The sequence below is a fragment of the Pseudomonas sp. MRSN 12121 genome (assembly GCF_000931465.1).
Taxonomy (GTDB): Bacteria; Pseudomonadota; Gammaproteobacteria; order Pseudomonadales; family Pseudomonadaceae; genus Aquipseudomonas.
Map to the genome: position 1 here is coordinate 460,268 of NZ_CP010892.1, position 18,184 is coordinate 478,451.

The 18,184-nt window shown below is 63.4% G+C and carries 20 protein-coding genes and 1 pseudogene; 6 read left to right on the forward strand and 15 right to left on the reverse strand.

Features of this window, described 5'->3' with window-relative positions:
* Positions 1-16: 16 nt before the first annotated feature.
* From TO66_RS02020 to TO66_RS02030, 3 genes are all read left to right on the forward strand, one after another.
* Positions 17-814, forward strand: coding sequence for a transporter substrate-binding domain-containing protein (locus TO66_RS02020; RefSeq protein WP_044465927.1), 798 nt, complete (start codon positions 17-19; stop codon positions 812-814).
* Between the two features lie 153 nt (positions 815-967).
* On the forward strand, positions 968-1,927 hold the full coding sequence (locus TO66_RS02025) for an amino acid ABC transporter permease (protein ID WP_409077175.1): 960 nt from the start codon (positions 968-970) through the stop codon (positions 1,925-1,927).
* A complete protein-coding gene (locus tag TO66_RS02030) occupies positions 1,920-2,654 on the forward strand; it encodes an amino acid ABC transporter ATP-binding protein (protein WP_044460747.1) in 735 nt (244 codons plus the stop codon). Before TO66_RS02025 ends, TO66_RS02030 begins: the two co-directional genes overlap by 8 nt.
* Positions 2,655-2,839: 185 nt before the next feature.
* Here TO66_RS02030 and TO66_RS34200 read toward each other — a convergent pair whose 3' ends face one another.
* The 11 genes and pseudogenes from TO66_RS34200 to ubiE form a co-directional block, all read right to left on the reverse strand.
* On the reverse strand, positions 2,840-3,712 hold the full coding sequence (locus TO66_RS34200) for a methyl-accepting chemotaxis protein (RefSeq protein WP_409077176.1): 873 nt from the start codon (positions 3,710-3,712) through the stop codon (positions 2,840-2,842).
* A pseudogene (locus TO66_RS34205) lies at positions 3,695-4,756 on the reverse strand (methyl-accepting chemotaxis protein); the annotation flags it as partial. The pseudogene TO66_RS34205 and the gene TO66_RS34200, both read right to left, overlap by 18 nt.
* A gap of 166 nt (positions 4,757-4,922) precedes the next feature.
* Positions 4,923-5,630 (reverse strand): 16S rRNA (uracil(1498)-N(3))-methyltransferase, encoded by a 708-nt coding sequence (locus tag TO66_RS02040; protein WP_044460749.1) that lies wholly within the window; start codon positions 5,628-5,630, stop codon positions 4,923-4,925.
* Positions 5,627-6,421: a twin-arginine translocase subunit TatC gene (gene tatC, locus TO66_RS02045; protein WP_044460750.1), complete on the reverse strand. Its 795-nt coding sequence runs from the start codon at positions 6,419-6,421 to the stop codon at positions 5,627-5,629. The genes TO66_RS02040 and tatC overlap by 4 nt, the downstream gene beginning before the upstream one ends.
* On the reverse strand, positions 6,418-6,843 hold the full coding sequence (gene tatB / locus TO66_RS02050; RefSeq protein ID WP_044460751.1) for a Sec-independent protein translocase protein TatB: 426 nt from the start codon (positions 6,841-6,843) through the stop codon (positions 6,418-6,420). Before tatB ends, tatC begins: the two co-directional genes overlap by 4 nt.
* A 10-nt stretch (positions 6,844-6,853) precedes the next feature.
* Positions 6,854-7,135: a twin-arginine translocase TatA/TatE family subunit gene (locus TO66_RS02055; protein WP_044460752.1), complete on the reverse strand. Its 282-nt coding sequence runs from the start codon at positions 7,133-7,135 to the stop codon at positions 6,854-6,856.
* 25 nt (positions 7,136-7,160) lie between these two features.
* Positions 7,161-7,493: a phosphoribosyl-ATP diphosphatase gene (locus TO66_RS02060; RefSeq protein ID WP_044460753.1), complete on the reverse strand. Its 333-nt coding sequence runs from the start codon at positions 7,491-7,493 to the stop codon at positions 7,161-7,163.
* A gap of 2 nt (positions 7,494-7,495) precedes the next feature.
* Complete coding sequence (gene hisI, locus TO66_RS02065; protein ID WP_044460754.1) at positions 7,496-7,888, reverse strand: phosphoribosyl-AMP cyclohydrolase; 393 nt, start codon at positions 7,886-7,888, stop codon at positions 7,496-7,498.
* 81 nt (positions 7,889-7,969) lie between these two features.
* Positions 7,970-9,574, reverse strand: a complete 1,605-nt coding sequence (gene ubiB / locus TO66_RS02070; protein ID WP_044460755.1) for a ubiquinone biosynthesis regulatory protein kinase UbiB — start codon at positions 9,572-9,574, stop codon at positions 7,970-7,972.
* Entirely contained in the window at positions 9,571-10,194 is a 624-nt protein-coding gene (locus TO66_RS02075) for an SCP2 domain-containing protein (protein WP_044460756.1), read from the reverse strand. Before TO66_RS02075 ends, ubiB begins: the two co-directional genes overlap by 4 nt.
* A complete protein-coding gene (gene ubiE, locus TO66_RS02080) occupies positions 10,194-10,964 on the reverse strand; it encodes a bifunctional demethylmenaquinone methyltransferase/2-methoxy-6-polyprenyl-1,4-benzoquinol methylase UbiE (RefSeq protein WP_044460757.1) in 771 nt (256 codons plus the stop codon). Before ubiE ends, TO66_RS02075 begins: the two co-directional genes overlap by 1 nt.
* A 155-nt stretch (positions 10,965-11,119) precedes the next feature.
* Here ubiE and TO66_RS02085 point away from each other — a divergent pair, with 155 nt between their 5' ends.
* The 3 genes from TO66_RS02085 (at position 11,120) to TO66_RS02095 (ending at position 12,920) form a co-directional block, all read left to right on the forward strand.
* Positions 11,120-11,395 (forward strand): polyhydroxyalkanoic acid system family protein, encoded by a 276-nt coding sequence (locus tag TO66_RS02085; RefSeq protein WP_007925878.1) that lies wholly within the window; start codon positions 11,120-11,122, stop codon positions 11,393-11,395.
* A 207-nt stretch (positions 11,396-11,602) separates the two neighbouring features.
* Entirely contained in the window at positions 11,603-12,025 is a 423-nt protein-coding gene (locus tag TO66_RS02090) for a phasin family protein (protein ID WP_044460758.1), read from the forward strand.
* 10 nt (positions 12,026-12,035) lie between these two features.
* Positions 12,036-12,920: a phasin family protein gene (locus tag TO66_RS02095; protein WP_044460759.1), complete on the forward strand. Its 885-nt coding sequence runs from the start codon at positions 12,036-12,038 to the stop codon at positions 12,918-12,920.
* Positions 12,921-12,990: 70 nt separating this feature from the next.
* On the opposite strand, the gene TO66_RS02100 is transcribed toward TO66_RS02095, so the two are convergent.
* From TO66_RS02100 to phaC (TO66_RS02115), 4 genes are all read right to left on the reverse strand, one after another.
* Positions 12,991-13,611 (reverse strand): TetR/AcrR family transcriptional regulator, encoded by a 621-nt coding sequence (locus tag TO66_RS02100; protein WP_044460760.1) that lies wholly within the window; start codon positions 13,609-13,611, stop codon positions 12,991-12,993.
* Positions 13,612-13,669: 58 nt separating this feature from the next.
* Positions 13,670-15,352: a class II poly(R)-hydroxyalkanoic acid synthase gene (gene phaC, locus TO66_RS02105; protein WP_044460761.1), complete on the reverse strand. Its 1,683-nt coding sequence runs from the start codon at positions 15,350-15,352 to the stop codon at positions 13,670-13,672.
* Positions 15,353-15,459: 107 nt separating this feature from the next.
* Positions 15,460-16,317, reverse strand: a complete 858-nt coding sequence (phaZ, locus tag TO66_RS02110) for a poly(3-hydroxyalkanoate) depolymerase (protein WP_044460762.1) — start codon at positions 16,315-16,317, stop codon at positions 15,460-15,462.
* A 72-nt stretch (positions 16,318-16,389) separates the two neighbouring features.
* On the reverse strand, positions 16,390-18,069 hold the full coding sequence (phaC, locus tag TO66_RS02115) for a class II poly(R)-hydroxyalkanoic acid synthase (RefSeq protein ID WP_044460763.1): 1,680 nt from the start codon (positions 18,067-18,069) through the stop codon (positions 16,390-16,392).
* Between the last annotated feature and the right edge of the window lie 115 nt (positions 18,070-18,184).

Consider the following 18,184-nt stretch of genomic DNA (forward strand, 5'->3'; position numbering starts at 1 on the left):
TTCAGGGGACTTGAAGATGAAGAAGTATCTCTCGATGCTGCTGCTCGGCGTCACGGCACTGGTCGCGGTCAATGCCGCCCAGGCTGGCGCCATCGACGACGCGGTCAAGCGCGGCACGCTGAAAGTCGGCATGGACCCGACCTACATGCCGTTCGAGATGACCAACAAGCGCGGCGAGATCATCGGTTTCGAGGTCGACCTGCTCAAGGCCATGACCAAGGCGATGGGCGTCAAGCTCGAACTGGTCTCCACCGGTTACGACGGCATCATCCCGGCCCTGTTGACCGACAAGTTCGACATGATCGGCAGCGGCATGACCCTGACCCAGGAGCGCAACCTGCGCCTGAACTTCAGCGAACCCTTCATCGTGGTCGGCCAGACGCTGCTGATCCGCAAGGAGCTGGAAGGCACCATCAAGTCCTATAAAGACCTGAACACCGCCGATTACCGCATCACGTCCAAGCTGGGCACCACCGGCGAGCTAGTCGCCAAGAAGCTGATCGCCAAGGCCAAGTACCACGGCTACGACAACGAGCAGGAAGCCGTGCTCGACGTGGTCAACGGCAAGGCCGACGCCTTCATCTACGATGCCCCGTACAACGTGGTGGCGCTGAGCAAGGTCGGCAACGGCAAGCTGGTGTTCCTCGACAAGCCGTTCACCTACGAGCCCCTGGCGTTCGGCCTGAAGAAGGGCGACTACGACAGCCTCAACTTCATCAACAACTTCCTGCACCAGATCCACGAAGACGGCACCTACGATCGTATCCATGACAAGTGGTTCAAGAGCACCGAGTGGCTCAAGGACATGGAATAACGCTCGCTCAGACAGACCGGGTCGCCCCGTTCGCGGGCAAGCCTCGCGCCTACAGACTTGCGCAATCCCTGTAGGAGCGAGGCTTGCCCGCGAAGGCGTCCTGATCGGCGATACCGAACTTCCCCGCTGCAAACGGCTGGAACCTGCAAAGTGATCAAACATAAAAAAGCCCAATGGCCCTGGCACGCGCTGACCGTGCTAGTGCTGATCGGCGTGGCCGGCGCGCTGTACTACGCCACCTCGCTGATGTCCTACGAATGGCGCTGGAACCGCGTGCCGCAGTACTTCGCCTACCAGGCCGAGGAATCGCAGCGGGCATCGGACATCGCCACCGTCAGTGAAGTGGTCCGCCAAGGCGGCAAGGCCGAGGTCACGCTGCGTAACGACGCGGGGAGCGAGCAACGGCTGACGGTCGACGAGAGCAGCCTGCAGGTCGCCCGTGGCGACGATGTGGCCGAAGGCGATGTGATTGGCGTGACCCGCCACTGGGCGGCCGGGCCGCTGCTGCTGGGGTTGTGGACCACCTTGTGGCTGTCCGTGGTTTCCGGCGTGCTGGGCCTGTTCATCGGCCTGGCGACCGGGCTTTGCCGGCTGTCGAACAACCCGACCCTGCGGGACCTGTCGACTATCTATGTCGAACTGGTGCGCGGTACGCCGCTGCTGGTGCAGATCTTCATTTTCTATTTCTTCATCGGCACGGTGCTGAACCTGTCCCGCGAGTTTGCCGGGATCGCCGCGCTGTCGCTGTTCACTGGCGCCTATGTGGCGGAAATCGTCCGCGCCGGCGTGCAGTCCATCGCCCGCGGGCAGAACGAAGCTGCGCGCTCCCTGGGCCTCAATGCCAGCCAGTCGATGCGCCATGTGGTCCTGCCCCAGGCCTTCAAACGCGTGCTGCCGCCGCTGGCAGGGCAGTTCATCAGCCTGGTCAAGGACACTTCGCTGGTGTCGGTGATCGCCATCACCGAGCTGCTCAAGAGCGGGCGCGAAGTCATCACCACCTCGTTTTCGCCGTTCGAGATCCTGTTCTGCGTGGCGGCCCTGTACCTGTTGATCAACCTGCCGCTGTCGAAGATGGCCAGCCGGCTTGAGCGGAGGCTCGCGCAAAGTGATTGAAGTCCGCGATCTGGTAAAAGTCTTCGACACCCGGGGCCAGGTGGTCCGTGCGGTGGATAACGTCACCACCCGCGTGGCCAAGGGCGAAGTGCTGGTGGTGATCGGCCCGTCCGGCTCCGGCAAGTCGACCTTCCTGCGCTGCCTCAACGGCCTGGAACAGTTCGATTCCGGCTCGGTGAGCATCGACGGCCTGCAACTGGCCGACCCGAAGACCGACGTGAACGCCTACCGCCGCGAAGTCGGCATGGTGTTCCAGCACTTCAACCTGTTCCCGCACATGACCGTGCTGGACAACCTCTGCCTGGCGCAGAAGGTGGTGCGCAAGCGCGGCAAGCAGGAGCGCGAGGCCAAGGCTCTGGCATTGCTGGAGAAGGTCGGTATCGCGCAGAAGGCCCATGAGTTCCCGTCGCGGTTGTCTGGCGGTCAACAGCAGCGCGTGGCCATTGCCCGGGCGCTGGCCATGGAGCCCAAGGTCATGCTGTTCGACGAGCCGACATCGGCGCTGGACCCGGAAATGGTCGGCGAGGTGCTGGACGTGATGAAGACCCTGGCCCAGGAAGGCATGACCATGGTCTGCGTGACCCACGAAATGGGGTTTGCCCGGGAAGTGGCGGATCGGGTGCTGTTTTTCGATCACGGCAAACTGCTGGAAGACGCCTCGCCAGCGGCGTTCTTCGATGCACCGCAAGACCCGCGGGCCCAGGCGTTCCTGCGGCAGGTGTTGTAAGCCACCAGGTATTGGCCTGGTAATACGTCCTGTAGCCGCTGCCGAGCCCGCGAGGCTGCGATCGGGTGCGAAGCGCCCGCACCCGGGCGATGTGTTCTTTCAGGCAAAGCGCACATTCCGCCCCTGGCGAGGACTTCGTCCTCGTTCGCAGCCTCGCGGGCTCGGCAGCGGCTACAGGGACAGCATCAAACCCGGAAACGCCCGACCAGGGTCTGCAGATGGGTCCCCAGGCGCGCCAGCTCGACGCTGGAGGCCGCCGTTTCCTCGCTGGCGGCCGAGGTCTGCTCGGACACGTCACGCACGTTCAGCACGCTCCTGTTGATTTCCTCGGCCACCGCGCTCTGCTGCTCGGCCGCGGCGGCGATCTGCTGGTTCATGGCCTGGATCGCCGAGACGGTGCGGGTAATGCTCTCCAGCGAGCCGCCGGCGCGGCGGGTCAGCTCGACGCTGCTGTCGGTCAGGTTGCGGCTGTTGTCCATGATGGTCGCCACTTCCTGGGTGCCGTTCTGCAACCCGAGGATCAATTCCTCGATCTCTTCGGTGGACTTCTGGGTGCGCTGCGCCAGGCTGCGCACTTCGTCGGCGACCACCGCGAAGCCGCGCCCGGCCTCGCCGGCGCGGGCGGCCTCGATGGCGGCGTTGAGCGCCAGCAGGTTGGTCTGCTGGGCGACCGACTTGATCACGTCGAGCACGCTGCCGATCTTGTCGCTTTCCTGCTTCAGGTGGCCCATGGCCTCGGTGGAGTTGCCGACTTCGGCTGCCAGGCGCTCGATCTGCGCGATGGCCTCGCCCACCACCTTGTCGCCTTCGCGGGCTTGCTGGTCGGCGGCAACCGCCGCTTCCGAGGCTTCCTCGGCGTTACGCGCGACTTCCTGGACCGTGGCGGCCATTTCGTTCATCGCGGTGGCGACCTGGTCGGTCTCGATCTTCTGGTTGTTGACCCCGGCGCTGGTCTGTTCGGTCACGGCCGACAACTGCTCCGCGGCGCTGGCGATCTGGGTGACGCCGTCACTGATCCCGCCGATCAGCTCGCGCAGGCCCTGGGTCATGCGTTGCATGGCCCGTTGCAACTGGCCGAGTTCATCGCGGCGCGTCACCTGCAGGTTCTGGCTGAGGTCGCCGGAGGCGACGCGTTCCACCACCTCAAGGGTCTGGCGCAGCGGGGTAACGATCTGCCGGGTGATGCTCCAGGCGGCGATCAGGCCGAACAGCAGGGCCAGGGCGGTGACGATGGCCAGGGTGCTCTTGGCCCGGGCGGCGTCGCTGTCGCGTTTTTCGGTCTGCGCGGCGGTCAGTTGCTTGCTGATGTCCATCAGGCGATCGCCCTGGGCCGCCATGCGTTTGAGCGCGGTGGCGCTGGCCACCTGGGAATCGCGAAACTCGCTGACCGCGGCACGGTAGCCCTTCAGCGAGTCGCTGGCCTGTTGCAGGTTGGGCAGGTGTTGTTCCGGCAGCCGGCTCGGCAGGCTGACGAGGTTGTTCAGGGCGTTGTCGATGGCGTCCAGCGCCGGTTGTTCGGCCTCGGCCTTGCCGCTGTAGGTGTAGCCGCGGACCTGGAAGCGTGCCTGCTGGATCAGCTTGCTCAGGTCGATGACGCTGTTGAACTGCGCCACGCTGTCGCCCTGCAGCATGGCTTTCTCCACTTCGGCGACCCGAGCCACGGCGTTGTCGGCAGTGGCGCCGAGCTTGGCGCGAGCGGCCTCGCGGCTGGCGGTGGCACGGGTGATGTCGGCGAAGGCCGCCTTGTATTCGCCGACAGCGGCGAGCTGTTGGTCGATCATGGCGATGCTTTCAGGCTGCTCGAGCATCTTGCGGGCGGCCTGCAGGCCCTCGTCGAGTTTGTTCAGGAGATCGCTGACCGGCCCCGGCCCCTGTTCGCCACGACGCATCTCGTAGTCCAGGCGCGCATTGCGCAGATCCTTGGTCAGCTCGTTGAGGGACGAGATGTAGCCCAGCTTGTCACCGCGCTCGATCACGTTGCCCAGGCCCGTCCAGCCAGTCGCGGTGATGAGCAGGGTCAGGAGCAGCACCAGGCCGAAGCCGATGCCGAGTTTGAGGTTGACGCTCACATTTCCCAGACTCTGGGCTAACCAACGGTACATGCCGCGAACTCCCTTGGACCATTATTCGGTTTTGTAGGGAGACTATCGGCTGCGTCAGATAAATCTGAAGCTGTACAGATGTAGGAGCGAGGCTTGCCCGCGATGACGTCGTGTCGGGGACACCGCTATCGCGGGCAAGCCTCGCTCCTACCTGTTTAGGTGGGGATCAGAACAGGCGGGCGAGCAGGGCGGTAACGGCGGTTTCGACCCGCAGGATGCGTTCGCCGAGTTGCACCGGTTGCAGGCCGGCCTTGCCCAGCAGGTCGATTTCATAGGGAATCCAGCCGCCTTCGGGGCCGATGGCCAATGTCACCGGCTCGTCCAGGCCGCGCGGGCAGGCCGGGTACTGGCCGGGATGGCCGACCAGCCCGAGGGTGCCCTCGACCAGCGCCGGCAGACGGTCTTCGACGAAGGGCTTGAAGCGTTTTTCGATGACCACTTCCGGCAGCACGCTGTCGCGTGCCTGTTCCAGGCCAAGGATCAGCTGTTCGCGAATCGCCTCGGGTTCGAGGAAGGGGGTCTGCCAGAAGCTTTTCTCGACCCGGTAGCTGTTCACCAGCACCAGGCGCGGCACGCCCATGGCGGCGACGGTCTGCAACACCCGACGGAGCATTTTCGGGCGTGGCAGGGCCAGCACCAGGGTCAGCGGCAATTTGGCGGGCGGTGGCTGGTCGAGGCTGACGCGCAGCTCGGCTTCCCGGGCTTCCAGGCGCAGCAGTTCGGCGGAGCCCATCAGGCCGCCGATCCGGCCCACCCGCAGGCTGTCGCCCACCGCGGCACGGTGGACTTCCTGCATGTGAGTCAGGCGGCGATCGCGCAGGATCACCCGGTCGGCCGCGATGAAGTCGGCCTCCTCGAGCAGCAGCAGGTTCACGCTTGGGTCGCTGGGGGTTGGTCGTCGTGGTCTTCGGCCGGCCGGTCGTCCGGGTGGTCGCCGCGCTTGCTGATCAGGCTGCCGAACAGGATGCCGATCTCGAACAGCAGCCACATGGGCACCGCCAGCAGGGTCTGGGAGAAGATGTCCGGCGGGGTGAGGATCATGCCGACCACGAAGCAGCCGATGATCACGTAGGGGCGGATCTTCTTCAGGTAGGCGACGTCGACCACGCCGATCCACACCAGCAGGACCACCGCCACCGGGATCTCGAACGCCACGCCGAAGGCGAAGAACAGGGTCATGACGAAATCGAGGTAGCTGGTGATGTCGGTCATCATCTCCACGCCGGCCGGGGTGGCCGCGGCGAAGAACTTGAAGATCAGCGGGAACACCAGGAAATAGGCGAAGGCCATGCCGATGTAGAACAGCAGGATGCTGGAGACCAGCAATGGCACGGCAATACGCTTTTCATGCTTGTACAGGCCGGGCGCGATGAAGCCCCAGATCTGGTGCAGGATCACCGGGATCGCCAGGAACAGCGAGACCATCATCGTCAGTTTCAGTGGCGTCAGGAACGGCGACGCGACGTCGGTGGCGATCATCGTCGCGCCCACTGGCAGGTACTGGCGCAGCGGCGTGGAGACGATGGTGTAGATCTGCTGGGTGAAGGCGAACAGCCCGGCGAAGATCAGGAAGATCGCCGCCACGCAGCGCAGCAGCCGGGTGCGCAACTCGGTGAGGTGCGACACCAGCGGCATGTGTTGGTCGTTTTCCGGAATATCGCTCATGGGGCTCGCGGCGGCAAAGTGGGGTCGTGGGGGGCTGGCGCGACAGGCGTGGTCACGGGCGCAGCCGGTTCGGCAACCGGGCTTGCGGCGCCCGCGCCGGCTGGCGCTTCAGGCGCCGCGGCGGGGGCATGAATGCTCTGCTCGGCCACGGGCTCCACCGGTGTCGGTTGCTGCTGGGTCGGATTGAGGATTTTCCGCGCTTCCTGTTCCAGCGACAGAATGTGTTCGTTGTGCAGTTGCCGACGGATTTCATCGGCACCGATTTCCCGCTCAACTTCCTGCTTGATCGCGTTGAAGCTGCGCTTCAGGCGGCCGATCCACAGACCTGCGGTGCGCGCGGCGCCCGGCAGGCGCTCGGGCCCGAGCACCAGCAGGGCCACCAGGCCGACGAGCAGCAGTTCAGAGAAGCTGATCCCAAACATTAGTCAGTGCTCACGAGTCTTTGCGGGTCGGCTCTTCGACTTTCTGCGCCTGCACGTCGATGGTGTGCGGCTGGTTCAGCGGAGCGCTGGGCTGCGGCTGGACCGGCGATGTGGCCTGCGCGGTCGGCGGTACGGCTGGTTCGGCCGGCTTCTCGTCATCGTTCATGGCCTTGCGAAAGCCCTTGATCGACTCGCCGACATCGGTGCCCAGGTTTTTCAGTTTCTTGGTGCCGAACACCAGCACCACGACAACCAGGATGACGATCCAGTGTTTCCAGTCAAAAATGCCCATGCTGCGTTTCCTCTCTAAATGATGTTCAGGCGGACGGGCGCGAGGCTTTCTCGGCGTGTCCGGACAATCCGAAGCGGCGGTCCAGTTCATCGAGAACGGCCTGCGGATGCTGCCCCAACTGGGCGAGCATGACCAGGGTATGGAACCAGAGATCGGCGGTTTCGTAGATCACATCGCTGCAGTCGCCGCTGCTGGCGGCGTCCTTGGCGGCGATGATGGTTTCCACCGATTCCTCGCCGACCTTTTCCAGAATCTTGTTCAGGCCCTTGTGGTACAGGCTGGCGACATAGGAGGTGTCGGCGGCGGCGCCTTTGCGCTCCTCCAGCACCTGGGCCAGACGGGTCAGGGTATCGCTCATGTTCAGTGTCCTGCTTGATAGATCGCGTGCGGGTCTTTGAGTACCGGGTCGACCGTTTTCCAGCCGCCGTTTTCGTAGACACGGTAGAAGCAGCTCTGGCGGCCTGTGTGACAGGCGATGTCGCCGATCTGTTCGACCATCAGGATGATGACATCGGCATCGCAGTCCAGGCGCATTTCATGAAGCTTCTGCACATGCCCGGACTCTTCGCCCTTGCGCCATAGCTTGCCACGCGAACGTGACCAGTAGATGGCACGGTTTTCGGCGGCGGTCAGGCTCAGCGCTTCGCGATTCATCCAGGCCATCATCAGCACGCGTCCGGTCTTGTGATCCTGGGCGATGGCCGGCACCAGGCCGTCAGCGTCCCATTTGATCTCGTCCAGCCAATCTTTCATCTTCGACTCCGACAACAGGGTTCGACGTGCTCGTCGAGCCTCGGCGATGGGAAACAGTGTGCCAGCCGCTAGCCCGGCTGGCTATCGGCGCACGACCAGATACAAGCCCACGGCAACCATGATGCCGGCCGGCCAGTGACCCAGTTGGTTCAAGGGGCCGCCTGCCGCGAGGATCGCCCCGCCACCCAGGTGCGCCGCGCCGAGCAGGCGCAGGAACCAGTCGTCCTTGCGCCGCTGCCAGGGCGGTGCCGGGTCCTGGGCATGGGGTTGGGACATGCGCTCGAGCAGGTCGCGGGTCATGTTGGCCAGGTGCGGCAGTTGCTCGACCTGGCTGTGCAGGTTGCCCAGCAAGGCTTTCGGGCTGACGCGCTCGCGCATCCAGCGTTCGAGGAACGGCTGGGCGGTGTTCCACAGGTCCAGCTCCGGGTACAGCTGACGGCCCAGGCCCTCGATGTTCAGCAGGGTCTTTTGCAGCAATACCAATTGCGGCTGCACTTCCATGTTGAAGCGGCGAGCGGTCTGGAACAGGCGCATCAGCACCTGGCCGAAGGAAATATCCTTTAACGGTTTTTCGAAGATCGGTTCGCACACGGTGCGGATCGCCGCTTCGAATTCGTTGAGCTTGGTCTCGGCCGGCACCCAGCCCGAATCGATGTGCAACTGCGCCACCCGGCGGTAGTCGCGCTTGAAGAAGGCGAACAGGTTGCGGGCCAGGTAGTCCTGGTCTTCCGGGGTCAGGCTGCCGACGATGCCGCAGTCGATCGCGATGTACTGCGGGCTCCACGGCTGCACGGTGCTGACGAAAATGTTGCCCGGGTGCATGTCGGCGTGGAAGAAGCTGTCGCGGAACACCTGGGTGAAGAAGATCTCCACGCCGCGCTCGGCGAGCATCTTCATGTCGGTGCGCTGGTCGGCGAGGGTGGCAAGGTCCGTCACCTGGATGCCGTAGATGCGCTCCATGACCAGCACTTTCGGCCGGCACCAGTCCCAGTAGACCTGCGGCACGTAGAGCAGCGGCGAGCCCTCGAAGTTGCGCTTGAGCTGGCTGGCGTTGGCCGCCTCGCGCAGCAGGTCGAGTTCGTCGTAGATGGTCTTTTCGTAATCGCTGACCACATCCACCGGGTGCAGCAGGCGGGCGTCGGCCGAGAGCTTTTCGGCGGCGCGGGCGAGGATGAACAGCCAGGCCAGGTCCTGGGCGATGACGGGCTTGAGGCCCGGGCGGATCACCTTGACCACCACCTCTTCGCCGGTTTTCAGCTTGGCCGCGTGGACCTGGGCCACCGAGGCCGAGGCCAGGGGTTCGATGTCGAAGCGGCTGAAGACGTCGCCGATCTTCTTGCCCAGTTGCTCCTCGATCAGCGCCACCGATTTCTTCGAGTCGAAAGGCGGTACGCGGTCCTGCAGCAGCATCAACTCGTCGGCGATGTCCTCGGGCAGCAGGTCGCGGCGGGTCGAAAGAATCTGCCCGAACTTGATGAAGATCGGCCCCAGGTCCTGCAAGGCCAGGCGCAGGCGCGCGCCGCGGCTCAGCTCCAGTGGCTTGCGCGGGAACCAGCGCCAGGGCAGGGCATAGCGCAGTGCCAGGAGGAACCAGGGCAGCGGCAGGGCGAACAGCAGGTCATCGAGGCGGTAGCGGATCACGACGCGCTGGATGCGCAACAAACGGCGGACGGCAAGCAGCTTCATGCGTTATCGCTTGGGTCAAGGGATCGGGAAAGGCGCTCGAAACGCGCCTCGAGGCGTTCCAGGTCGAGCTTGACCTGGTCCAGTTCGCTGAAACGGGCTTCGGCTTCGTGCTGGCCCACCAGGGTGCGCGACTCTTCGGCCAGGTATTCGGCCAGGTTCTGGTTCAGGCTGGCGAAACCCTGGCGATACCAGCGTGCGCGGCTGCGCAGGTGGCCGCTGAGCAGCGGGGTGGCCACCGGGCCCAGCCAGCGCGAGAGTTCGTACTCCCAGTCCAGCTCCAGGTCCTGGAGGGTGGCGGCCAGTTCCAGCAGTACGCCGCTGTCGCCATCGAGCTCGACTTCGGGGCTGTGCAGCACCGAGGTCTTGTCCCGGCTCAGGGCCAGGCGCACCAGGCTCGAAGCGGGGGCCCGCAGGGTGCAGTCGACGTCGGCGGCCCAGTGGGCGGCGAGGGTCAGCCCCTCGTCGCCGGGAATGACGAACAACTGCACGCCCGGATTGCGGCAATCGACGGCGATGACCTTGCCGTGCAACGGCTGCAAGCGTGGCAAGGCCGTGCTGTCGAGGCGCAGGACACGGTTGAGGCCGTGTTCGACGCTGGCAAGCAGGCCGCTGAACAACATCAGGGCTTGATACCGCGGTGCAGGGCGACGATGCCCGCGGTCATGTTGTGATAGGTCACGCGGTCGAAGCCGGCCTCGACCATCATCGACTTCAGGGTTTCCTGGTTCGGGTGCATGCGGATCGATTCGGCCAGGTAGCGATAGCTTTCCGAGTCGTTGGTGATCAGCTTGCCGGCCAGCGGCATGAAGGCGAACGAGTAGGCGTCGTAGACCTTGGACATCAGCGTGTTGGTCGGCTTGGAGAACTCCAGCACCAGCAGGCGGCCACCAGGCTTGAGCACCCGCAGCATCGAGCGCAGGGCATCTTCCTTGTGCGTCACGTTGCGCAGGCCGAAAGCGATGGTCACAACGTCGAAATGGTTGTCCGGGAAGGGCAGTTTTTCCGCGTCGGCCTGGACGAATTCGATATTGCCGGCCACGCCTTTGTCGAGCAGGCGGTCGCGACCGACCTTGAGCATGGAGGCGTTGATGTCCGCCAGCACCACTTGCCCGGAAGGACCTACCAGATGGGAAAACTTGCGGGTCAGGTCACCGGTGCCGCCGGCGATGTCCAGCACCCGGTTGCCAGGGCGCACCCCGGACAGTTCGATCGTGAAGCGTTTCCACAGGCGGTGCATGCCGCCGGACAGAACGTCGTTCATCAGGTCGTACTTGGCGGCTACCGAGTGGAATACCTCAGCGACTTTTTCCGCCTTCTGGCTTTCCGGAACGTTCTTGAAGCCGAAGTGAGTGGTGGGTTCGGCATCGCTGCCTTTGCGCTGGTCAGTCATATCGCGGTCACCAAAAAAGAATGCGGGACATTCTAATCCCGGTGGCGGCCTTTGTCTTGGCAAGGCTGAATGTAAGATAGTGAAGCACCGGGGCGTTTTGACGCAGCGCAGTTCAAGACGCTTCAGGCAAGTCCCGATAAAGCAGGAGTCATTCAATGGCCCGTATAAGTGTTGAGCGTGCCCATGGCCTGGGTAAGGAAGCAGCCCGTGAAAAGGCTGACCAGTTGGCGCAGAAACTGGCCGATCAGTATGGCCTGGAGCCGCAGTGGTCGGGCGATACCCTGAACCTCAAGCGGTCCGGGGTCAAAGGCGCGGTACAGGTAGGCGACGACTCGATCCGGGTCGATGTCGAGCTGGGCCTGTTGATGTCCGCCATGAGCGGCATGATCAAGTCGGAAATCGAGAAGGCCCTGGATAAGGCCCTGGTCTGAGCTTCTTTATAGAGCGGCCGGGTGGTCGGCGATTCCGGGCGTCGCAATGACGTCCAGGAGGGGATTTGCCGGCCAGCCTGACGGCCGCGGCTACCACGCCTTGCATGACATTGGTTAGGGTGCCGATTCTAATTTTTCTCACTACTTTTGTGCCTGAGCCCACTTTCTGCGGGCCGTTCCTCAAACCTTCCGCGCGTGAGGTGCACCATGGCCAAAGCCATTCTGAAGAAAAAAGTTGATGCCGCATCAACCACTCTGGGTGAAGTCAGATCCTATGCCCGCAAGATCTGGCTGGCGGGCCTGGGGGCCTACACCAAGGTCGGCCAAGAGGGCAGCGAGTACTTCCAGGAACTCGTCAAGGCCGGTCAATCCGTTGAAAAGAGAGGCAAAAAGGTTGTGACTGAACAACTTGAGGCCGCCAACAGTCAGATTGACAGTGTGAAGGGTGATGTCACCAGTCTCAGAGGCAAGGTCGAAGTGCAGCTGGATAAAGTCGAAAGGGCTTTTGACACGCGCGTCGCAAGTGCCTTGAATCGCATCGGCATTCCGTCTAAACATGACGTTGAGACACTCTCTGCTAAGCTCGATGAGCTGACGGCATTGCTCGAACGTGTCGCGCGTAAACATTAAGGAGAACGGGATGGCTGGTAAAAAGAATACTGAAAAAGAAGGCAGCTCGTGGATCGGGAAGGTCGAAGACTACTCCCGTAAAATCTGGCTTGCTGGTTTAGGCGTGTACTCGAAAATCGACACTGACGGCAGCAAGCTTTTCGAGTCGCTGGTCAAAGACGGCGAGAAAGCCGAGAAGCTCACCAAAAGCGCCGTCGGCAAGAAAGTCGACGCGGCCAAGGACTCTGCGAGCTCGGCCAAATCGCGTATCAGTGGCGTCAAGGAGCGCGCGCTGGGCAAGTGGGACGAACTGGAAGGTGCATTCGACAAGCGCTTGAACAGTGCCATTTCGCGTCTGGGCGTGCCCAGTCGCAATGAAGTGAAGGCGCTGCACAGCAAGGTCGATACCCTGACCAAGCAAATCGAAAAACTCACAGGCGCCAAGGTGGCTCCGGTCGCGGCCAAGACTGCCGCTGCCAAGCCAGCCGCCAAACCCGCAGCCAAGCCCCTGGTAAAGGCCGCCGCGAAACCGGCAGCCAAACCGGCCGCCAAGGCACCGGCCAAAGCAGCAGCCAAGCCTGCGGCGAAACCGGCTGCCGCCAAGACTGCCGCCGCCAAGCCGGCTGCAAAACCTGCGGCCAAACCGGTAGCGGCCAAGCCAGCAGCCAAGCCTGCCGCCAAACCGGCAGCCAAGCCCGCTGCGAAACCCGCAGCCGCCAAGCCCGCCGCGAAACCTGCGGTAGCCAAGAAACCCGCGGTGAAAAAAACGGTAGCCGCAAAGGCTGCTACGCCAAAGCCAGCGGTCGCCGCCAAGCCGGCGGCACCGGTCAGTTCGGCGAATTCCGCCGCCGCACCGACTCCCGCTGTGACCCCGACTGCCGCGCCAGCTCCTTCGACGCCAACCAGTCAGTCCTGAGTATCTCGGGGCATGCAAAAACGCCCGGCCTGCCAAGGTCGGGCGTTTTTGTTTGTGGGCCTTGCCAGGCTCAGTCGTGCTCGTCGAGGTAACGCAGGGCCATTTGCTCGGTGGCCAGCCTGGCCGGCAACAGCAGGTGCGGCGCCACCAGCATCATGATCTGGTACACCACCACGCGCACTTCGCCTTCGCGATCGAGAATGCGCTGGTAGTCCAGCGAGAACAGCAGGGTCATGGTGATCTGTTCGACGAGTTGCCCTAGCGCCTGGGTATCGCTGACCAGTTGTCCCGCGGCCTTGAGCCTGGCCAGCAGTGAAGCCAGGGTTCGTTTCAGGGCGTTGAGCAGGTTGCGGATGCCCTTGGCCAGCTTCGGCAGGCGCCCGGCCAGGTTGGACAGGTCCTGGAACAGGAAACGGTAGTGCGCCAGGCGCTCGACGATCAGGTGCAGGAACAGCCAGTAGTCGTCGGGGGCCAGGTGGGCATCGGCGGGAGGATCGAGCAGCGGCGTCAGTTCCTGCTGGAAGCGTTCGAACAGCCCGAGCACCAGCGGCTCCTTGCCGTGAAAGTGGTAGTAGAGGTTGCCGGGGCTGATCCCCATTTCATTGGCAACTTCCATGGTCGAGACATTGGGTTCGCCCTTCTGGTTGAACAACTGCAGGGCACATTCGAGTATCCGGTCGCGGGTTTTCATCCAGTCTTCTTGGTTGTTCGGTCAGGCCGCGACCCCGTGGGTCGCGGCACGGGGGAGTTCAGCGGACGCGCACGTAGGTGCCAGGCGCCGCTTCCATCGGTGGATAGTTCTGGTTGCCCAGGGCGGTCAGGGTTTCGCGCTGGGCGCCGGAGCGTTGCTGGATCCATTCCAGCCACTGCGTCCACCAACTGCCTTCGACGTGCTTGGCATCGTAGTACCAGGCCCGCGGGTCGCTGCTGAGCTTGCCGTTCTCGACATAGTTGGCCTTGGGGTTGCCCGGCGGGTTGAGAATGCTCTGCACATGCCCGCTGTTGGACAGCACGAAACGCTTGTCGCCGCCCAGCAGCAGGGTCGAACGATATACCGCGTCCCAGGGGGTGATGTGATCGTTGATCCCGGCGACGCTGAAGCTGTCGACCGTGACCTTCTGCAGGTCGATGGGGGTGCCGCAGACTTCCAGGCCACCCGCATGGCCCAGCGGATTGTGCTTGAAGAAGTCCAGCAAGTCGCCGTGGAAGGCCGCCGGCAGCCGGGTGTTGTCGTTGTTCCAGTAGAGGATGTCGAACGCCGGCGGCTCCTTGCCCAGCAGGTAATTGTTGACCCAGTAATTCCAGATCAGGTCGTTGGGCCGCATCCAGGCGAACACCTTGGCCATGTCGCGACCGTCGAGCACGCCCTGCTGATAGGAGCGACGCTTGGCCGCCTCCAGGGTCTGCTCGTCGACGAACAGGGTCGCCGGGCTGTCCAGCTGGCTGTCGAGCAAGCTGACCAGATAGGTGGAGCTGAACACCCGGCGCAATTGCCGCTTGGCCTGCAGGTGGCCTTGCAGCGCGGCGATGGTCAGGCCGCCGGCGCAGGCGCCCATGAGGTTCACGTCGCGGCTGCCGGTGATCGCCCGGCAGACATTCATGGCCTCTTCCACGGCCTCGACATAACTCGACAGGCCCCATTCGCGATGCCGGACATCGGGGTTGCGCCAGCTGATCATGAAGGTCTGCAGGCCGTTCTTCAGGGCGAATTGAACGAAGCTGTTGGTCGGGCTGAGATCGAAGATGTAGAACTTGTTGATCTGTGGCGGCACTACCAGCAAGGGCCGGGCGTACTGTTTTTCGCTCATCGGCTTGTACTGGATCAGCTCCAGCAGTTCGTTGCGAAACACCACCGAGCCGGGGGTGGTGGCCAGGTTGCGGCCAACCTCGAAAGCCTGTTTGGTGACCTGGCTGGGCAGGCCGTTGTTGTGCAGCAGGTCGTCGACCAGATGACCGATGCCGCGGATCACGCTGTTGCCGCCGGAGTTGAATATCTCCTTGATCGCCAGCGGGTTGAGCAGGGTGTTGGAGGGCGCGACGGCATCGTTGAGCAGGCTGAAGACAAAGTGGGCGCGGGCCTGGTCGTCCGGGCTCATGCCGCTTTCGTCGATCCAGTGCTTGATTTGCTTCTGCCAGCTCAGATAGGCCTGCAGGCCGCGGCGGTAGAACGGATTGAGGCTCCAGGTCGGATCGGCGAAGCGGCTGTCCTGGGGGTTGGGCTTGTGCAGCGTTTCCCCCAGCAGCACGCGGCCCAGCTGGCCACCGAGAGCCAAGGCGTGGCGAGCGCTGTGGATCGGATTGCGCAGGCCGTGGGTGGCCACGCTGCGCAGGGTCGACAGCAGGTCACGGCCACGCAAGCCGGTGATGGCACTCTGGGCATTGATGTACGCGGCGGATGTGGGTAACGAGCCCGTCGCTGGTTTGTCTCGCATGCGTCAACACTCCTTCGTCAAGCCATCAACAAGCACACCAAGACAACACCATAGTCGGTCCTGGACCATCCTGCGCGCGCGACGATCCTGTCGGCAGGCGCTTTTTGCTAGATGCCGCTGAACGGTGTCGGATGGGGGTGCATCACCGCTCGCTGTCGTTCTTCCTGGAGGAATTTCATGATGATCGGCGCGACGGCTTCGGCCCGGGTAATCAGGAACAGATGGCCGTCGTCGATTATGTGCAACTGAGCGTTGGGTATGCGCCAGGCCAGCATGCGCATGTTGATCAGCGGGATCAGTGGGTCGTCGTCGCCGGCCAGTACCAGGGTCGGCTGATGGATCTTGTGCAACCAATGGATACTGGTCCAGCCAAGGCCGGCGAACAGCTGCCAGTAGTAGCCCAGCTTGCCCGCCGAACGGACCTTGCTGGCGTGCTCGGCGGCGAGGTTGGGATCGCGGCGGAACGAACCGCCGTAGATCAGCGGCGCAATGCGGATCACGTGGGAAGGCTGGATGTAGCGCCGGGGGCTGGCCATCATCCAGAGCACCTTGGGTTTGCCCGGCACCATGAAGGCCCCCGCGGCGGTGGCGGCCAGCACCAGTTTCTTGCAGCGCTCGGGGTAGTCATAGGCGAACTGCTGGGCCAGCGCCCCGCCCCAGGACACGCCGACGGCATTGACCTGCCCGTAGTCGAGGTAGTCGAGCATGCGCGCGGTCAGCTTGGCCAGGCCGGGAAAGCGATACGGCCGGCTCGGCGTCGAGGAACCGCCCACGCCCGGTACGTCGAAGGCGATGACTTCCAGGTCCGGGTCCAATGCCTGGACGAACGGGAACACCAGCTCCAGGTTGGCGCCGATGCCATTGAAGATCAGCAAGGGAGTCAGATGAGGCTTGCCGGGTCGTACCGCGGTGCGGATGGTCTGCCCATCCAGGTCGACGGTGCGGAATATGAATGGTTGTGGCATGCCTTGGCCCTGTTGGTGGAATCGTTGCCGGCGCGGCGATGAGCAGGTTCGCCGCGCCGGCGGTGCTAGCGGTTAACGTTCATGGACATAGGTGCCCGGTGCCGCCTCGGCTGCCGGGTAGGCCTTGTTGCCGAGCGTGGTCGGGGCCTTTTTCAGCTTGCCGGAGCGCTCCGCCTGCCAGGCCTGCCAGTGCAGCCACCAGGAGTCGGTGTGCTTGGTGGAGTTTTCCTGCCAGTCATCGGCCAGGGGCGGCATCTCTTCGCTGGTCATGTAGCGCGCCTTGGGGTTGCCCGGCGGGTTGAGGATGCTCTGGATATGCCCGCTGTTGGACAGCAGGAATTCGACCTTGCCGCCAAACAGCTGGGCCGACTTGTAGCAGGACTTCCACGGGGTGATGTGGTCGTTGGTGCCGGCCACGGAGAAGATGTCGGCGGTCACCTGTTTCAGGTCGATCGGCGTGCCGCACACTTCCAGTGCATTGGGCCGGGTCAGCGGGTTGTTCTTGAACATTTCGATCAGGTCGCCGTGGAAGGCCGCGGGCAACCGGGTGGTGTCGTTGTTCCAGAACAGGATGTCGAATACCGGCGGCTCGTTGCCCAGCAGGTAGTTGTTGACCCAGTAGTTCCAGATCAGGTCGTTGGGCCGCATCCAGGCGAAGACCTTGGCCATGTCCCGCCCTTCCAGCACACCGGCCTGGTAGGAGTGGCGCTTGGCAGCTTCCAGGGTCTGCTCGTCGACGAACAGCGCCACCTGGGTATCCAGGGTGGTGTCGAGCACGCTGACCAGCAGCGTCAGGGCATTGACCTTTTTCTCGCCCAGGGCGGCGTAGTGTCCCAGCAGCGCGGTGCAGGTGATGCCGCCCGAGCAGGCGCCGAGCATGTTCACGTCCTTGCTGCCGGTGATGGCGGTCACCACGTCGACCGCTTCCTTCAGCGCTTCGATATAGGTCGACAGGCCCCACTCGCGTTGCGCCTTGGTCGGGTTGCGCCAGCTGATGATGAAGGTCTGCACGCCGTTGCGCAGGCAGAACCGCGCGAGGCTCTTGTCCGGGCTCAGGTCGAAGACATAGAACTTGTTGATCTGCGGCGGCACCACCAGCAGCGGGCGCTCGTGCACCTGCTCGGTCACCGGGCGGTACTGGATCAGTTCCAGCACATCGTTGCGAAACACCACCGCGCCTTCGCTGGTCCCCAGGTTCTTGCCGATTTCGAAGGCGTCCATGTTGACCTGGCTCGGCATGCCGCCGTTGTGCACCAGGTCCTTGGCCAGGTGGGAGAGGCCGTCGAGCAGGCTCTTGCCGCCGGTCTCGAAGAAACGCTTGACTGCCGCCGGGTTGGCGGCGCTGTTGGTGGGCGCCATGGCCTCGGTCATCAGGTTGATGACGAAATGCCCGCGGCTGATGTCCTGTTCGGAGAGGTTGCTCTGGCCGATCCAGTCGTGAAGCTCCTTGCGCCACGCCAGATAGGTTTGCAGATAACGTTTGTACAGGGGGTTCTGGCTCCAGGCCGGATCGTTGAAGCGACGGTCATCGCTCTCCGGTTGCAGCGTCGATTTGCCGAATACCACGTTCTTCAGTTCGATGCCGAAATGGGCCACGTGTTTGGCGCTGTGCAAGGGTTGTTTGATGGCCTGGGCAAGCACCATGCGAGCAGAGGTAAGCAGATCTTTCCGACGTAAACCGATGACAGGATTCAAACCCAGGGTGTTTTCCGCGGCTTGGCGTTTCAGGTCATCGTTGTTCTTGTTACTCATCTACGACGCTCCATTGTCCTGAGACGAGTACCGGACCTGCCGTGTAGTCACACAGCGAGGCTGCCAGGTACTACTGCTCGGGTGACCGTTGATTCTGCATGACTGCCTTTTTGTG

Coding starts and splice junctions, on each gene's coding strand:
- TO66_RS02055 (WP_044460752.1), bottom strand. CDS start 7,135: ATGGGCATTTTTGACTGGAAACACTGGATCGTCATCCTGGTTGTCGTG.
- tatC (WP_044460750.1), bottom strand. CDS start 6,421: ATGAGCGATATTCCGGAAAACGACCAACACATGCCGCTGGTGTCGCAC.
- TO66_RS02020 (WP_044465927.1), top strand. CDS start 17: ATGAAGAAGTATCTCTCGATGCTGCTGCTCGGCGTCACGGCACTGGTC.
- phaC (WP_044460763.1), bottom strand. CDS start 18,069: ATGAGTAACAAGAACAACGATGACCTGAAACGCCAAGCCGCGGAAAAC.
- TO66_RS02075 (WP_044460756.1), bottom strand. CDS start 10,194: ATGTTGTTCAGCGGCCTGCTTGCCAGCGTCGAACACGGCCTCAACCGT.
- TO66_RS02100 (WP_044460760.1), bottom strand. CDS start 13,611: ATGAAAACCCGCGACCGGATACTCGAATGTGCCCTGCAGTTGTTCAAC.
- phaC (WP_044460761.1), bottom strand. CDS start 15,352: ATGCGAGACAAACCAGCGACGGGCTCGTTACCCACATCCGCCGCGTAC.
- hisI (WP_044460754.1), bottom strand. CDS start 7,888: ATGAAAGATTGGCTGGACGAGATCAAATGGGACGCTGACGGCCTGGTG.
- ubiE (WP_044460757.1), bottom strand. CDS start 10,964: ATGACTGACCAGCGCAAAGGCAGCGATGCCGAACCCACCACTCACTTC.
- TO66_RS02095 (WP_044460759.1), top strand. CDS start 12,036: ATGGCTGGTAAAAAGAATACTGAAAAAGAAGGCAGCTCGTGGATCGGG.
- ubiB (WP_044460755.1), bottom strand. CDS start 9,574: ATGAAGCTGCTTGCCGTCCGCCGTTTGTTGCGCATCCAGCGCGTCGTG.
- TO66_RS02090 (WP_044460758.1), top strand. CDS start 11,603: ATGGCCAAAGCCATTCTGAAGAAAAAAGTTGATGCCGCATCAACCACT.
- tatB (WP_044460751.1), bottom strand. CDS start 6,843: ATGTTTGGGATCAGCTTCTCTGAACTGCTGCTCGTCGGCCTGGTGGCC.
- TO66_RS02060 (WP_044460753.1), bottom strand. CDS start 7,493: ATGAGCGATACCCTGACCCGTCTGGCCCAGGTGCTGGAGGAGCGCAAA.
- phaZ (WP_044460762.1), bottom strand. CDS start 16,317: ATGCCACAACCATTCATATTCCGCACCGTCGACCTGGATGGGCAGACC.
- TO66_RS34200 (WP_409077176.1), bottom strand. CDS start 3,712: ATGCAACGCATGACCCAGGGCCTGCGCGAGCTGATCGGCGGGATCAGT.
- TO66_RS02085 (WP_007925878.1), top strand. CDS start 11,120: ATGGCCCGTATAAGTGTTGAGCGTGCCCATGGCCTGGGTAAGGAAGCA.